This is a genomic window from Methylopila jiangsuensis (assembly GCF_027922305.1).
GTDB lineage: Bacteria > Pseudomonadota > Alphaproteobacteria > Rhizobiales > Methylopilaceae > Methylopila > Methylopila jiangsuensis.
Genome location: NZ_BSFK01000007.1, coordinates 86,497 through 101,571, shown reverse-complemented (window position 1 = coordinate 101,571; position 15,075 = coordinate 86,497). Strand labels below are relative to the sequence as shown.

13 protein-coding genes are annotated in these 15,075 nt (G+C 68.3%); 5 read left to right on the top strand and 8 right to left on the bottom strand.

The window, feature by feature from the left end; all coding sequences use genetic code 11:
- Positions 1-39 precede the first annotated feature (39 nt).
- The 3 genes from purB to PKE85_RS07565 form a co-directional block, all read right to left on the bottom strand.
- Positions 40-1,347 carry an adenylosuccinate lyase gene (purB, locus tag PKE85_RS07575; RefSeq protein ID WP_271204194.1) on the bottom strand — a complete coding sequence of 436 codons (1,308 nt, stop codon included), beginning with the start codon at positions 1,345-1,347 and terminating at the stop codon, positions 40-42.
- Positions 1,348-1,439: 92 nt separating this feature from the next.
- The gene (locus PKE85_RS07570; protein WP_271204193.1) at positions 1,440-2,033 is read right to left on the bottom strand and encodes a DUF2239 family protein; all 594 of its coding nucleotides are present in this window, start codon (positions 2,031-2,033) and stop codon (positions 1,440-1,442) included.
- 72 nt (positions 2,034-2,105) lie between these two features.
- A complete protein-coding gene (locus PKE85_RS07565; RefSeq protein WP_271204192.1) occupies positions 2,106-3,470 on the bottom strand; it encodes a globin-coupled sensor protein in 1,365 nt (454 codons plus the stop codon).
- A gap of 166 nt (positions 3,471-3,636) precedes the next feature.
- Here PKE85_RS07565 and flhA point away from each other — a divergent pair, with 166 nt between their 5' ends.
- The 3 genes from flhA to PKE85_RS07550 all read left to right on the top strand — a co-directional run bounded on the left by flhA (position 3,637) and on the right by PKE85_RS07550 (position 7,469).
- Entirely contained in the window at positions 3,637-5,805 is a 2,169-nt protein-coding gene (gene flhA / locus PKE85_RS07560; protein WP_271204191.1) for a flagellar biosynthesis protein FlhA, read from the top strand.
- Between the two features lie 268 nt (positions 5,806-6,073).
- Positions 6,074-6,973, top strand: coding sequence for an HNH endonuclease (locus PKE85_RS07555; protein ID WP_271204341.1), 900 nt, complete (start codon positions 6,074-6,076; stop codon positions 6,971-6,973).
- Positions 6,933-7,469, top strand: coding sequence for a GIY-YIG nuclease family protein (locus PKE85_RS07550; protein ID WP_271204190.1), 537 nt, complete (start codon positions 6,933-6,935; stop codon positions 7,467-7,469). Before PKE85_RS07555 ends, PKE85_RS07550 begins: the two co-directional genes overlap by 41 nt.
- Here the strand turns inward: PKE85_RS07550 and PKE85_RS07545 are convergent.
- The 3 genes from PKE85_RS07545 to PKE85_RS07535 form a co-directional block, all read right to left on the bottom strand.
- On the bottom strand, positions 7,466-8,770 hold the full coding sequence (locus PKE85_RS07545; protein WP_271204189.1) for a hypothetical protein: 1,305 nt from the start codon (positions 8,768-8,770) through the stop codon (positions 7,466-7,468). The two genes, PKE85_RS07550 and PKE85_RS07545, sit on opposite strands and share 4 nt — an antisense overlap.
- A 248-nt stretch (positions 8,771-9,018) precedes the next feature.
- Positions 9,019-9,693, bottom strand: coding sequence for a YoaK family protein (locus PKE85_RS07540; protein ID WP_271204188.1), 675 nt, complete (start codon positions 9,691-9,693; stop codon positions 9,019-9,021).
- Between the two features lie 51 nt (positions 9,694-9,744).
- On the bottom strand, positions 9,745-10,734 hold the full coding sequence (locus PKE85_RS07535) for an MBL fold metallo-hydrolase (protein ID WP_271204340.1): 990 nt from the start codon (positions 10,732-10,734) through the stop codon (positions 9,745-9,747).
- A gap of 142 nt (positions 10,735-10,876) precedes the next feature.
- On the opposite strand from PKE85_RS07535, the gene PKE85_RS07530 reads away from it, so the two are divergent.
- Positions 10,877-11,656, top strand: coding sequence for a helix-turn-helix domain-containing protein (locus PKE85_RS07530; protein ID WP_271204187.1), 780 nt, complete (start codon positions 10,877-10,879; stop codon positions 11,654-11,656).
- Positions 11,657-11,674: 18 nt separating this feature from the next.
- Here the strand turns inward: PKE85_RS07530 and PKE85_RS07525 are convergent, their stop codons facing one another.
- Together PKE85_RS07525 and PKE85_RS07520 are read right to left on the bottom strand one after the other, a co-directional pair.
- A complete protein-coding gene (locus PKE85_RS07525; RefSeq protein WP_271204186.1) occupies positions 11,675-13,024 on the bottom strand; it encodes an L-serine ammonia-lyase in 1,350 nt (449 codons plus the stop codon).
- Between the two features lie 103 nt (positions 13,025-13,127).
- The gene (locus tag PKE85_RS07520) at positions 13,128-13,598 is read right to left on the bottom strand and encodes an MgtC/SapB family protein (RefSeq protein ID WP_271204185.1); all 471 of its coding nucleotides are present in this window, start codon (positions 13,596-13,598) and stop codon (positions 13,128-13,130) included.
- Positions 13,599-13,737: 139 nt separating this feature from the next.
- Here PKE85_RS07520 and PKE85_RS07515 point away from each other — a divergent pair, with 139 nt between their 5' ends.
- Positions 13,738-15,048: an MFS transporter gene (locus PKE85_RS07515; RefSeq protein WP_271204184.1), complete on the top strand. Its 1,311-nt coding sequence runs from the start codon at positions 13,738-13,740 to the stop codon at positions 15,046-15,048.
- Positions 15,049-15,075: the final 27 nt, after the last annotated feature.

Sequence of the window (15,075 nt, the reverse complement as noted above, 5' to 3'; positions counted from 1 at the left end):
GACGGCGATGTTTTCCGGGACCGGCCCGATCCCGTCGGCTCAGCCCTCGCCGAACACCCGGGCGAAGGTCTGGTCCACGGCCTTGAAGTGGTAGCCGAGGTCGAAGGCCTCCTCGAGTTCGGCTTCGGTGAGGTAGGCGGTCACGTCCGCGTCGGCCTTGAGCAGGGTGAGGAAGTCGCCCTCCCCGCGCCACACCGGCATGGCGTTGCGCTGGACCAGACGGTAGCTGTCCTCGCGGCTCGCGCCCTTCTGCGTCAGCGCCAGCAGCACGCGCTGGGAATGCACCAGCCCGCCGAGCCGGTCGAGATTGCCCTGCATGCGCTCCGGATAGACCAGCAGGTTCTCAACGACGCCCGCCATGCGGTTCAGCGCGAAGTCCAGCGTCACGGTGGCGTCCGGGCCGATCATGCGCTCGACGGACGAGTGCGAGATGTCGCGCTCGTGCCAGAGCGCCACGTTCTCCATGGCGGGCAGCGCGTAGGCGCGCACCATGCGGGCGAGGCCGGTGATGTTCTCGGTCAGCACCGGGTTGCGCTTGTGCGGCATGGCCGACGAGCCCTTCTGGCCCGGGGAGAAATACTCTTCCGCCTCCAGCACCTCGGTGCGCTGCAGATGCCGCACCTCGATCGCCAGACGCTCCATGGAGGAGGCGACCACGCCGAGCGTGGCGAAGAACATGGCGTGCCGGTCGCGGGGAATGACCTGGGTCGAGACCGGCTCCACCGTCAGACCGAGCTTCTCCGCCACATGGGCCTCCACCCGGGGGTCGATGTTGGCGAAGGTGCCCACCGCCCCGGAGATGGCGCAGGTGGCGACCTCCTTGCGGGCCGCGACCAGACGCTCGCGGGCGCGCTCGAACTCCACGTAGAAGCCCGCGAGCTTCAGGCCGAAGGTGGTCGGCTCGGCGTGGATGCCATGGCTGCGGCCGATGGTCGGGGTGTGCTTGTGCTCAAGCGCGCGCGTCTTCAGCGCCGCGAGCAGACGGTCCACGTCGGCGATCAGGATGTCGCTCGCCCGGACGAGCTGCACGGACAGGCAGGTGTCGAGCACGTCCGAAGAGGTCATGCCCTGATGCACGAAGCGGGAGTCCGGCCCGACGAATTCGGCCAGATGGGTCAGGAAGGCGATGACGTCGTGCTTGGTCTCGCGCTCGATCTCGTCGATGCGGGCCACGTCGAAGGTGGCGGCGCCGCCCTTCTCCCAGATGGTCTTCGCAGCCTCCTTCGGAATGACGCCGATCTCCGCCAGCGCGTCGCAGGCGTGGGCCTCGATCTCGAACCAGATGCGGAACCGGGTCTCGGGCGACCAGATGTCGGCCATCTCGGGACGGGAGTAGCGGGGGATCATGGCGGGGACGCTCCGACGTTCAGACCGGCGCTCCCTAGCATGATCGGGCGCCGGCTCAAATCCGCCGCCCGATCACAGGCGGACAGACGCCGTCACATCGCCGGATCGCGGGAGGCTGGCGCGGCCGCAGGCGTCAGGGCCGGAGAGGCCAGCTTACGCGCATAGGCCGTGATATCCTCGGGCCAGCCCGCCATCTGCGCGGCGAAACGCCCGGCGTCGCTCGCGAACAGCGCCCGGATGGCCTCCTCGAAATGCGGCCGGTCTCCGGCCATGGCCTGCAGAAACCGAAACGCGGCCTCCTGCGCGGCCCGCGTCCGGTCCGCCGCCGCGCTCTCCGCCCGCGCCTCGTCGATCAGGCGGCGCAAGGCGACGGACGCCCCACCCCGCTGGGCGCCGAGCCATTCCCAATGGCGCGGCAACAGCGTCACCTCCCGCGCCACGACGCCGAGCTTCGGTCTGCCGGGCCGCCGGGGCGGGGCGGCGTGCCGCGCCCGGACCTCCTCCGTCGATCCGCGCAGGTCGAAATCGACCGGTCGCGCCGTGGCGTCGTCGAACACCCGGATCTCCGCGTGGGGCGCGGCCGCCAGCGCGGCGCGGCACGCGACCGACACATCCTCCGGCGTCCCCGAGGCCAGCCGATTCCCGTTCAGAAACGCCGTGCAGGCGCCGGTCTCTCGCTCATCCATCCCACATGCTCCTGTGCCTGCGCGACGAATTACCCGGATTATTTTATGGAGTCAATTTACCCGTATAAATTTTTACGCCGCGCGCACCTTCGCGAAGAAGTCCTGCACCATGCTCTGGATGCCGTCCACCTGGCGGCGGATGTCGCCGGACAGCGTGTGGACCTCGATCGCCGCCGCATGGGTCTGGCCGTTGGAGTCCTGCACCACGACGATGGAATCGTTCACCTCGCCGGTGTTGCGCGCCGCGCCCTGGGCGTTCTCGGCGATCTCGCGGGTGGCGGCCTCCTGCTGCTCCACGGCGAGCGAGATGCCGCCCGCGATGTCCGCCACCTCGGCGATGCTGTCCAGCACGCGGGCGATGTCGCCGGCGGAGGCCTGGGTGGAGGCCTGGATCGCCGCGATCTGGCTCGCGATGCTGTCGGTGGCCTCCGCGGTCTGCCGCGCGAGCTCCTTCACCTCCGAGGCGACGACCGCGAAGCCGCGCCCGGCGTCGCCCGCCCGCGCCGCCTCGATGGTGGCGTTCAGGGCCAGCAGGTTGGTCTGTCCGGCGATGGCGGAGATCAGCCCGACCACGGAGCCGATGCGGTTCGCGGTGTCGGCGAGCTCGGTCATGGCGCCGTTGGTGCGGGTGGCTTCCTGCGCGGCCTGCTCGGACTTCTCCAGCGAGCGGCGGGCCTGCTCGCCGATCTGGCGAATCGAGGCCGCGAGCTCTTCGGTGGCCGCGGCCGAGCCGCGCACGATGGCCGCGGTGTCGCTGGCGGCGCTCGCCACCACCGCCGAACGGTCGTTGGTGGCGAGCGCCGCCGCCTCCAAGGTGGAGGCGGTGCCGCCCAGCCGGTCCGACGCCGCGGCGACCCCGCCCAGCGCCTCCGCCACCACATGGTCGAAAGCGTTGATGGCGCTTTCGATCGCCGCGTTCTTGGTGGCGAGGTCGCCCATGATCTTGTCCTGATAGACCGAGATCGCGAGCTCCATGTCGAGCATGACGGCCTTGGAGGCGGCGCGGGCGTAGCGCATGGCGGCCGGGCCGGAGAACCGCTTCTCCCGGCCGAAGATCTCCAGCAGCCGGTCCTGCACGAAGGCGTAGCCGCCGATGTACCACCGCGGCTCCAGCCCGATCTTCACATGGGCCATGCCGATGCGGCGCACGCTGTCGAAATAGGCCTCATCGAAGGCGCCGGAGAACAGCCGCTCCCAGTGCACCCCTTGCGCCGATTTCAGGCGCGGTTCGTTGCCCTTCACCCGGCCCGCCAGCTGCGGCTGCTTGACCAGATGGGCGTAGAACCCGTCGAGAATGTCGCCGAGCGCCGGCTTGGCGATCGCCCACGCCTCCCGCAGGTCGGAGCGGGTCGCGGCGTCGATCTGCAGAAAGGCGAGGCGCGACTGGGCGTCGTCGCTTCCGGCGCCGGTCGCGGGCGCCTGGATTGTGGACGGCATGGGCCATCTCTCCCGATGTAAATCACATATCCATGACGTACGAGGATCGGGTTAAGGGCCGCCTTTCCCAAAGCGTTCGCGCTACCTTTCGCAAAGCCGTTAACCTTTCGGAAACCATGCAGCCGGCAATTTCTGCCCAGCGTCGCACGATGCGAAAGGGCGGGGGATGTCGGACGTCACGGTTACGGGTCAGGCGCCGGCGCCCGCCGCGGCGCGGGCCCCGGGGGGCGGCTTCGCGGGCCAGGCCGGCTTCGCCAAGGCGCTGGACGTGCTGCGCAAGGGCGATCTCGGCCTCGCGCTCGGGGTGCTGGTCATCCTGTGCGTGCTCATCGTGCCGCTGCCGCCGCTGCTGCTGGACCTGCTGCTGGCGATCTCGATCACGCTCTCCGTCCTGATCCTGATGACGGCGCTGTTCATCGAGAAGCCGCTGGAGTTCTCGGCCTTCCCCACCGTGCTGCTGGTGGCGACCATGCTGCGGCTGGCGCTCAACCTCGCCTCCACGCGCCTGATCCTCGGCCACGGCCATGAGGGCACCGACGCCGCCGGCCATGTGATCGAGGCCTTCGGCTCCTTCGTCATGGGCGGCAATTTCGTGATCGGCGTGATCGTGTTCGCGATCCTGATCATCGTGAACTTCGTCGTCATCACCAAGGGTTCGGGCCGCATCGCCGAGGTCGCCGCCCGCTTCACCCTCGACGCCATGCCCGGCAAGCAGATGGCGATCGACGCCGACCTCTCCGCCGGCCTGATCGACGAGGCCACCGCCAAGACCCGCCGCAAGGAGCTGGAGGACGAATCGACCTTCTTCGGCGCCATGGACGGCGCCTCGAAATTCGTGCGCGGCGACGCCATCGCCGGCCTGCTGATCCTGTTCATCACCATCATCGGCGGCATGATCGTGGGCATCGCCCAGAACGGCCTAGGCTTCGCCGAAGCCGCCCGTTCCTACACCCTGCTCTCCATCGGCGACGGCCTCGTCAGCCAGATCCCGGCGCTGATCGTCTCCACCGCCGCCGGCCTGCTGGTGTCGAAGGCGGGCGTCTCGGGCTCCGCCGACCGGGCGCTGGTGCGCCAGCTCTCCGGCTACCCCAAGGCGCTCGGCCTCGCAGCCGCGGTGATGGCGATCATGGCCATGCTGCCGGGCATCCCCTTCATCCCGTTCATGGGGCTTGCGGCCGGCGCGGGCTGGCTCGCCTACCGCGCCTCCAAGACGCGCGCCGCGGAGGAGGCCGCGCGGGTGGCGGCGATCGTCGGCGCGAACGCCGGGCCGGGAGCGGCGGGCGCGGCGCCCGCGGCGGAGGAGCAGCCGTCCGACGCGCTCAAGATGGACGACGTCAAGATCGAGCTCGGCTACGCGCTGCTGCCGCTGGTGGACGCGAGCTCCGGCCCGGACAAGCTCACCGAACAGATCAAGGCGCTGCGCCGCTCCATCGCGGCGGAGGCGGGCTTCGTGATGCCGCAGGTGCGCCTGCTCGACAACCTGCAGCTCGCCCCCAACGCCTATGTGGTCAAGGTGAAGGAGGTGGAGGCCGGCGGCGGCGCGGTCTACCCGAACCAGTTCATGACCATGGACCCCACCGGCGCGCAGGTGTCGCTGCCCGGCGTCCACACCACCGAGCCCACCTTCGGCCTTCCCGCCACATGGGTCGACGCCTCGCTGCGGGAGGAAGCCAACATCCTCGGCTACACCGTGGTGGACGCGACCACGGTGCTCTCGACGCATCTCAACGAGATCGTCAAGGCCAACATGCCGGACCTGCTGTCCTACGCCGAGGTCTCCAAGCTGCTGAAGGAGCTACCCAAGGAGCAGCAGAAGCTGGTGGAGGACATCGTGCCCGGCCAGATCTCCACCACCGGCATCCAGCGGGTGCTGCAGCTCCTGCTGGCGGAGCGGGTGTCGATCCGCGACCTCGGCACGATTCTCGAAGGGATCGCGGAGGCGACCTCCTTCACCCGCTCGCCGGCCCAGATCGTGGAGCATGTGCGCGCCCGGCTGTCGCGCCAGCTCTGCGCCCAGCACCAGGCGCCCGGCGGCTACGTGCCGCTCGTCACCCTGTCCCCGCAATGGGAGCAGACCTTCGCCGAATCGATCGTGGGCTCCGGCGACGACCGCTCGCTCGCCATGGCGCCCTCCAAGCTGCACGACTTCATCGGCCTGGTGCGCGACCGCTTCGAGGAGGCGGCCCGCCAGGGCGAGACGCCGGTGCTGCTCACCTCCGCCGCCTCGCGGCCGTTCGTGCGCTCCATCGTCGAGCGCTTCCGCAACCAGACGCCGGTGATGTCGCAGAACGAAATCCACCCCCGCGCCCGGCTGAAGACGGTGGCGAGCATCTGAGCGACGCTGCGGGGAGCCAAGATCGCCGTCATGCCGGAGCCTGTCTCGGGCATCCACGACTTGAGATTGTCTGGACCACCCCACCGCCGCTCCTGCCCATAGCGGCAGCTAGAAAGGTCCGCTGTGCGCTCCATTCAGCTAGACTGTTATCGAAAGGGTTCGACGGAATCTATACTGACGGGGCCTTGAGCCGGACCAGGGTCGCGAACCCGGAGATCGCTCCGATCCCCGATCCGCTGTGGACTTCCACGTTATAGGGGCTGAGGCGATGCGTTGCCTATTCTGCAAGGTCCCGTCAAACACGGCGACGAGTGTGGAGCATGTCATTCCACAGTCTTTAGGTAACAACCGGATCGTCCTGCCGAGAGGCATGATTTGTGACCCGTGCAACAACTACATCGCACGCAAAATCGAACAGCCGCTTCTCGCCCACGAGTCATTCCGGAACCTCCGGGCTTGGTATCGCATCCCCAACAAGAGAGGCCGGCACCCCAGCCTGTACGGCTTCATCCCGGGGCTCGACATCGGAGTGAACTTCCGGATCGGCCAGAGCGGGCCAGAGCTGCAACTCGAACGGAGCGGCGACGCCGCGGCCATTCAGGCCCATCTCCGAGGCGCCAGCGAGCATAGCCTTACTCCGATCCTGTTCCCGCGCGAGATGCGACCACCAGAGCGCGAAATGTCCCGGCTCTTGGCAAAGATCGCGCTGGAAGTGCTCGCCTTGCGGTTGTCGGCGGTACCGGCTGATGTCGAGCGCCTGATCGATGATCCCCACTGGGACGGCATCCGCCGATGGGTCCGCGTCGGCGACAACGCCGATCATTGGCCCTTCCATATGCGTCAAGTCTATCCAGAAGAGACCCTAATGACTCACCCGGACTCGGGAGACTGGGTTCAGGCGGGCTATATCATCGATCTGCTGTTGACCCGGCGACGTGAGCGTTACATCGTCTTGATCTTCTATGGTTATGAATTCGCGCTGAACCTCGGCGGTCCCTCAATTAAAGGCTATGTGGAATGGCTTAAGGAGCACCCGGGGCTTAGCCCGCTGATTGAGCGACTAGGGTTAACGCTTGAAGTGGATGTGGACGCGACGCGACTGATAGGGCAGCCTTCCTTGAAGGCTGGTGTCGATTTCGATCTGGCTCAGGGCATCGAAGGCCTATGAAATGACTGAGGGTTCTCATCGGGGCAGATCGAATGACTTCGGCAACGTCGGCACCGTCATGCCTGTCTGGCAGGTTCGGCGCGTTGATCCCGGTTATCTGTATGTGATCGAAGACAACGGGCGCTTCAAAATCGGGAAAACCCGATCAACGAAGGAGCGTCGCAAAGCCGCGAAGACGTGGCTGCCCGATATGAAGCTCATTGGCTTCAAACCGTTCTGGGGAATGTCACAAACCGAGCGGTTACTACACACAGGCCTCTCCCGCTTCTGGTACGCGGGTGAGTGGTTCAATTTCATAGGCGAAGACGACATGCGCGAGTGGTTCGTCAATAATTTTACTGCCTTCAGCGACGAAGATCCTGACATGAACTCCGTCAATTTCATCTATTGGTGCCATGACGGCATGCTCGAATTCCAGATCGAGATGGACAACCAGAAGCTGACGCTGCCGAAGTATCAGAGACAGGAATCCGACGTTCAGAAGAAGATTGACTAGACCTTCAACATCTCGACGATCACGTCGGCCAAGCTATCCCAGATAGACATCAGATGCTCAGGCGAAGGCGCGAAATTCGTTGAGTGAACATACTTGTTCAACGTGTCAGCAGACACAAGCTTTTCGCCTTGCTTGAACTTCTTCAACACCTCGATTTTCTTTGCGTCAATCCTTCCAGCCGCCTGAAGGTGCAGGCCTGCCTTCTCCAGCCGGGTCGCGAGCTTGTCGTTCTCGTGGGCTGTGACCTTCGCTTCTTTGATGTAATTCTCCAACGCGAGTTCGATGAGCACGCGCATGAGAACCGAGATCGCATTGGGATGGGTTCGCAAATCGAGGTGAAACTGTAATTCTTCCCAGATGCGGTGATGGCGTTGAAGCCGTCCCGGCCAACTAAGATCGAAATCTTTCTGCGGAATAAGCGTCGTGCGGAGGGTCGGCGTCGCCTTGGCGCTTGGCTTCACCTTTGCGGGCTTTTCAGCCGACTTCGTGGGCTCAGCTGTCGTCACCGTGACTGTTTTTTTGGGAAGGACGCCCTCGAGTTCAAGCTTGTCGAGGTAGCCCTGCTTGCCGTCGATGTCCCAAATATCGCCGAGGACGAGATCGCGTTCGGCCATGTCTTTTGCGATACGGGCCAGAGCGGTGAGCGATTTGGCCTCGTCTTGTATGAATTGAAACCGGCCGCCCTTCATACTGACGCCAACGCGATGTCGGAAAGGTTCAGACGACAACAGGCGGTTCAGCGTCGAGCGGGGGATCTTCCGACGAGTGGGCAGGAGGCTCGCCTCTGACAGCCGCTTTTCGATCTCGTCTGCAATTTGCGGCCCGCCACCCTTGCCTGTGCGCGTGACGAAGTTTGCTTTCATCCGGTCGTCCCAGGTGCTCTGACCGACGCCGGATTGCGAGCCGGTGTGGCGACGGAAGAGGATTTCGTCGATCCGGTCACGGTCAGCTTCGACCTGGCACTGGATCTCTGTAGGGAATGCGCCTTTCCAAAGCGCCTTCTGGTCCCGGAAAAATGCTTGGAGCTCTGTAGTCGGCGCTCGGCGCGGATCGTCGAGAAGCTTGAGACACGTCACACGGCGGTTGCCGTCGAATACGATGAATTTTGACTTATCAGGAGAAACGAGAGGATACTCGTATATTTCGCCCTGCTCCACGATGTCCTTTGTCAGACTTCGCATGTGCGTTTCACGCGCTTTAAAGAGCCATGCAATCGCGGCTGTCTCGTTCTCAAGCTCCCCGTGACGGTCATTTGCGCGGTTCACAACCAGCGCACTCAATGCGAGTTTTTTTATAGCCATGGCTTCCTCTGACTGGCAGCCTACCAGTCAGGGTTGAGGCATCAAGCTTTGAAGGTTAGCTTTGGGCTGCTGGTTGATGTCCGCTCTTGGCGCCGAGCCGACCTGACAGCGGAGCCCCAATCGCCGCTCGGCCAGTTCTGATACCGGTTACCACATGAGCGTTTCAGGGCGTCCCGACGCAGGAAATCGTGGATGCCCGCCGATGGCGGGCATGACGGAAAGCAAGCCTTACGGACAGCCTTCCAAGATCACGGCGCCTTGTGGCGCCAGCCGGCGATCAGGGTCGCTAACGCGAGGATGGGAGGGACAAGGAAGCTCAGCTTCTCGTCCAGCACATGGGCGAAGGCGGCCGCGCCGCAGCCGAGCGCGAAGAAGGCCAGCGCCGCCGACATGGGGCCGAGACGCCGGCGCGCGGCAGCGCGCACCTCCGGCGCGGCGGGCCGGAGGAAGTCGGCGAGATCGACCATGACCTGCGTGGTGGTGCCGGTCATGATGGTGGAGGGCGGCAGGTGGGCGAGGCGCACCCGGTGCACCGCGTTCTGGATCGCCATGGCGGAGACCATCGCCCCGCCGACCGCGAGCGCGGTCGGGGCGTCGCCGTCCGGAAACGGTCCGAGCCGCAGCGCCAGCCCCGCGGCCACGCTGAGCAGCGCCGCCTCAAGCGCGAACATGATGCGCAGGCCCGGCCATCCCATGCGGTCGAGCCCGCCGCCGGCGAGCCGGGACGCCAGCACCACCGCGCAGAACAGCGGCAGCGCCAGCACCTTGGCCAGAATGCCGGAGGCGCCCAGCGCCAGCGCCGCGCCGAGCGTGACGAAGTTGCCCGTCACATGGGTCGGGAACAGGCCGTGCAGGGCCAGGAAGCCGGTGGCGTCCACATAGCCGGCGTTGAGGCTGAGCAGCGCGATCAGAACGTATCTCATGGCCGGGATAGAGAGGCCGCGATCACGCGGCCGTCAACGCGCCCTTGCGTCTCACTCCATCAGGGAGGCGGGTTCCGGCCGCCAGCGATAGGCCGCCCCGTCCCGCTCCACCACGCCGAAGGAGGGGAACGTCGTGTGATAGCCGATGACGGGCAGTTTCTCCGTGGCGGCCATGTCGTAGATGCGGGCGCGGGTCGCCGCCCCTTGCGCCTTGTCCTGGTCGAACAGCGCGCTCCATTCGGGATGGGCGAGCGAGGCGACCTCGTGATGGGCGCAGTCGCCCCAGACCAGCAGCCGCTTGCCTTCGCTCTCCACATGGAAGGCGAGATGGCCGGGCGTGTGGCCGAAGGCCGCCACCGCCGTGATCCCCGGCGCCGCCTCGTCGCCGGGCGCGATCAGGCGCAGGCGATCGCCCACCGCCGGCGCCACGCGGCGGAACAGGCGGGCGGAGTTCAGCGCGTTGGAGCCCTCCGCCGCGCCGAGACGGGCCTCGTCCGCCCAGAAGGCGTGCTCGGCCGCGCCCATGAGATGGCCGGCGTTGGGGAAGGCCGGACCGCCCTCCCCTAGCAGCCCGCCGATGTGATCGGCGTGGGCGTGGGTGATGGCGACCACGTCGATCTGCTCGGGACGGACGCCCGCCGAGGCGAGCGCCTTCCGGAGCCGGCCGCCGGCCGGCTTTGGCACGAACCCGTCCGCGCCGTTGCCGGCGTCGATCAGCACGCGCTGTCGGCCGGTGTCGATCAGCACCGGGCTGAAGCCGGGGCTGAACCGGTCCGGCGTCAGGCCGCGCTCGCGCATCAGCGCCTCGACCTCCTGCTTCGGGCGATCCTCGCCCACGATCGGCCACGGGCCGTCGATGGTGACGACGGCGTCCGCGAACACGGTCACCTCGAAGCCGCCGAGGCGGAAGCGACGGAACTGCGGCGCGGCGTCCGCCTGCGGCGCCTCAGCCTGCGCCGGCGCGGCCAGCCCCTTGAGCGCGACGGGCGCGGCCAGCGCTCCGGCGAGCCAGCGGCGGCGGGTGAGCGTGAAGGGAGACATCTGCGGCATCGGGCGCCTCGTTCTCAGTCCAAAGACGATAAGGCGGAGAGGGCGTGAGCCGCTGCGCGCGGGACCGTCCGCGGCTAGGCTCTCCCGCATCCGCCGGGAGGCCGGATGCTGGACGCCGCGGGAGGGCGGGCGCTTGAACGTTTCCGCTGCCGAAAGCGCCTCGCGCCGCCCCCTGTGGCGGCTCGACGGCCCGCGCACGCTGTTCGTGGGACCGCTGGACCGCAACGCCGCGCATGAGCACGGCGCGCCGGTGTTTCTGGCCGGGCCATACGGACGCTTCGCGCTCAAGGTCGGGAACGGCCCATGGCGCACCTGCCGCACGGCGCTGATCCCGGCCGGCGTCCCCCACGAGTTGCGGCTCGACGGAGACCCGCTTGGCGTTCTCTATCTGGAGCCGCAGGCCGAAGGCGCGCCCGCGCTGCAGGCGCTGCTGCGGGACGCGGAGGAGGCGGACGGCGCGCTGATCGGCCACGCGGGCGAGACGGAGACGTTCCGCGCGCTGTTCGACGATCCGGCGAGCCTCGGCTGGGCGGACGAAGCGATCGCGGACCTGACGCGGTTCTCCGCCCGCCGGGCGCCCTGCGCCGTGGACGCGCGGGTGAGGCGGGCCGCGGACCTTGCGGCGGAGAACGAGACCGCGCGGCTGGACCAGGCCGCCCGCGCCGCCGGCCTGTCGGTCTCCCGCCTGCAGCATCTGTTCACGGCGGAGATCGGCGTGTCGTTCCGGCGCTACCGGCGCTGGACCCGCATGCGGCGCGCGATCGCGGAGATCGTGGGCGGCGCCAGCTTCACCGCCGCGGCCCACGCGGCCGGCTACGCCGACCAGCCCCATTTCGCCCGGGACTTCCGGCGCACCTTCGGCGCGCCGGCCTCCCGCAGCCTGACCGACGTGCGGCGCGCGCCGGGCCGGTGACGCGCCGCGCCTGCGCGTTCAGCAGGCGGCGACGTTGACCGCCAGGCCGCCCTGCGAGGTCTCCTTGTACTTCGCCTGCATGTCGGCGCCGGTCTGGCGCATGGTCTCGATCACCTCGTCCAGCGTGACGCGGTGGACGCCGTCGCCCCGGAGCGACAGCGAGGCGGCGACGATGGCCTTGTTGGCGCCGAAGGCGTTGCGCTCGATGCAGGGGATCTGCACCAGCCCGCCGATCGGGTCGCAGGTCATGCCGAGATGGTGCTCCATGGCGATCTCGGCGGCGTTCTCGATCTGCTCCGGCGTGCCGCCGAGCGCCGCGGTGAGGCCGGCTGCGGCCATGGCGGCGGCGGAGCCCACCTCGCCCTGACACCCCACCTCCGCGCCCGAGATCGAGGCCCGGCGCTTGATCAGGCCGCCGATGGCCGCGGCGGTCAGGAGGAATTCGCGCCCCCGTTCGGGCGACCAGCCGGGGCAGAAGTCGCGGCAGTAGCGCAGCACCGCCGGCACGATGCCCGCCGCCCCGTTGGTGGGCGCGGTGACCACCCGGCCGCCGGCGGCGTTCTCCTCGTTCACGGCGAGCGCGTAGAGACTGACCCAGTCCACGATCTCGTGCGGAGGGCGGCTGTTGACGGTGGAGCGCTGCTCCAGCGTCTCGTGCAGCTTCTTGGCGCGGCGGCGCACCTTCAGCCCGCCGGGCAGCACGCCGTCCTGCCGCATGCCCCGGTCGATGCAGTCGAACATGGCGGCGGCGATCCCGTCGAGCCCGGCCTCCGCCTCGGAGCGGGTGCGGCGGGCGAGTTCGTTCGCGAACTGCAGCTCGGCCATGGTGCGGCCGCTTTCGGCGCAGAGCCGCAGCAGCTCCGCCCCGCTCTCGAACGGCAGCGGATAGGCCACGTCCTCGCCCGCAGCCTCCGGCCCTGCGGCCACGAAGCCGCCGCCGATGGAGTAGCGCACCTGCTCGTCCAGCAGCCGCCCGGCCGCGTCATAAGCGCGGAAGCGCATGCCGTTGGTGTGGAACGGCAGCAGCTCCTTGAACTGGAAGATCACGTCCCGGTCGGGATCGAACGCCACATGGGACAGCGCGCCGTCGAGCCGCCGGGCCCTGCGCAGCGCGGCGACGTAGTCCGCCATCTTGTCCGGGTCCACCGTGGCCGGCTCGTGGCCAAGCAGGCCGAGGCAGAGCGCGAGATCCGTGCCGTGGCCTTTGCCCGTCCACGCGAGCGAGCCGAAGATCTCGACCTCCACATGGGCGACGCCGTTCAGCAGCGCCACATGGTCCCGGAACGCCCGCGCCGCCGCCATCGGCCCCACGGTGTGCGAACTCGACGGGCCGACGCCGATCTTGAAGAGGTCGAAGGCGCTGATCAAATGGCGATCCCGACAGAGGTTCCGCCGTGAGTTTAGACGAAAGACGAAGCGCAATGCGAGCCCCCGCCGCCGCGTCCGGCGTCCAAAAAAGGCGCAGGGGCCGCTAGTCGTCCAGTTCGAAGCCGCCCCACCGGGCGATCTTCCGGGGCAGGATCAGCACGATCCCGGTGACGACGAAAGCGATGAGCATGAACCGCCAGTCCGCCAGAGCGCAGGCGATCCCGAGCGCCGCCGTCGCCCAGACCGCTGCGGCGGTCGTCAGGCCCCTGATGGCGGTGTCGTCGGGCAGCTTGAGAACGGCGCCGGCGCCGATGAACCCGATTCCGGTCAGAACGCCCTGCAGGATGCCTTGCGCCACGCGGCTGAAGGCGTCGGGATTGGTCCGTATCTCCTCCGGATGAAGCGCCGCCAGGGACGCCACCGCCGCGCCGACGGCGACGAGGCCGAGCGTCCGCATGCCCATGGGCTTCTGTTTGAGATCTCGGTTGAGTCCGATCACGATGCCGCAGCCGGCGGCCGCGAGCAGCCGGAGGCCGGATTCGATCAGATAGGCGTCGGACGTCTCGACCAGCATGCCACACCCCTCCGCCTTCCGGCCTCAGGGAAGCCGCCGCTCCTTCTGAACGCCCGCGAGATGGCTCCGATCCGCCGGAACCAACTTTCCAGCCCCTCGTTTACGTGCTCGTGATCTCAGCGTGATCGGGGACGGTGGCATGAGCGGCGCATCGGAATCCCGAGCGGCCCCGGATTGGCGGCCGTCGGGTCGCGCCCTGCGCGGGCTCGACGCGCTGAACTTCTTCCTCGCCGATGTGCGCGACGGCCTCGGCCCCTATCTCGCCATCTATCTGCTCGCCGTGCGCGGGCCGGATCAGGGCTGGAACGAGGCCACCGTCGGCTTCGTCATGACGCTTGCGGGCGTCGCGGGACTGCTGGCGCAGACGCCCGCCGGCGCCCTGATCGACCGCTTCCGCAGCACCAGGCTCGTGGTGCTGATCGCGGCGGCGGCGGTCACGCTGAGCTGCGTGCTGCTGCCCTTCGTGTCCGGCTTCGCGCTGGTGGCGATCACCCAGTCGCTCGCAGGCGCCGCCGGCGCGGTGTTCGCCCCCGCCATCGCCGCCATCACGCTGGGCGTGGTCGGCCCGAAGCTGTTCGCCCGCCGCATCGGCCGCAACGAGGCGTTCAACCATGCGGGCAACGCCACATCCGCGGCGCTCGCCGGCGCCCTCGCCTATCTGTTCGGCCCGGTGGTGGTGTTCTGGCTCATGGCGGGCGCGGCGGTTCTCAGCATCGGCGCCCTGCTGATGGTGCCGTCGGACGAGATCGACCACGACCTCGCCCGCGGCATGGACCGCACGGCGGCGGACGACGCCGCGGCGCCCTCCGGCCTCGCCGTTCTTCTGAAGAACCGCGCCCTGCTGCTGTTCGCCGGCCTCGCCGCGCTGTTCCACCTCTCCAACGCCGCCATGCTGCCCACCGTCGGGCAGTTGCTCACCAAGGTGGTGGGCGACGCCTACGCCACCTCGCTGATCGCCATCTGCATCGTGGCGGCGCAGGTGGTGATGATCCCGGTGGCGGCGATCGCGGGGGCCCGCGCCGACCGTTGGGGCCGCAAGCCGATCTTCCTCGTCGCCTTCGGCGTGCTGGCGCTGCGCGGCGCGCTCTATCCGCTGTCGGACGATCCCTACTGGCTGGTCGGGGTGCAACTGCTGGACGGCGTCGGCGCCGGGGTCTACGGCGCGCTGTTCCCGATCATCGTGGCGGATCTCACCCGCGGGACGGGACGCTTCAACGTGGCGCAGGGCGCGGTCGCCACCGCCCAGGGGCTCGGCGCCGCCGTCAGCGCGTCGGTCGCGGGGCTCGTGATCGTGTCGGCGGGCTACTCGGCGGCGTTCTTCACGCTCGCCGCCCTCGCGGGCGCCGGCTTCGCGCTTTATCTCGTGGCGATGCCCGAAACGAACGGCTATGAGCCGCCGGTCGGCGAGGATCGCGCGCCGGGAGCCGCCGCGCCGGCCCCAAGCGCGTGAGCCTTCGCATCGCCTAACGGACCAGCT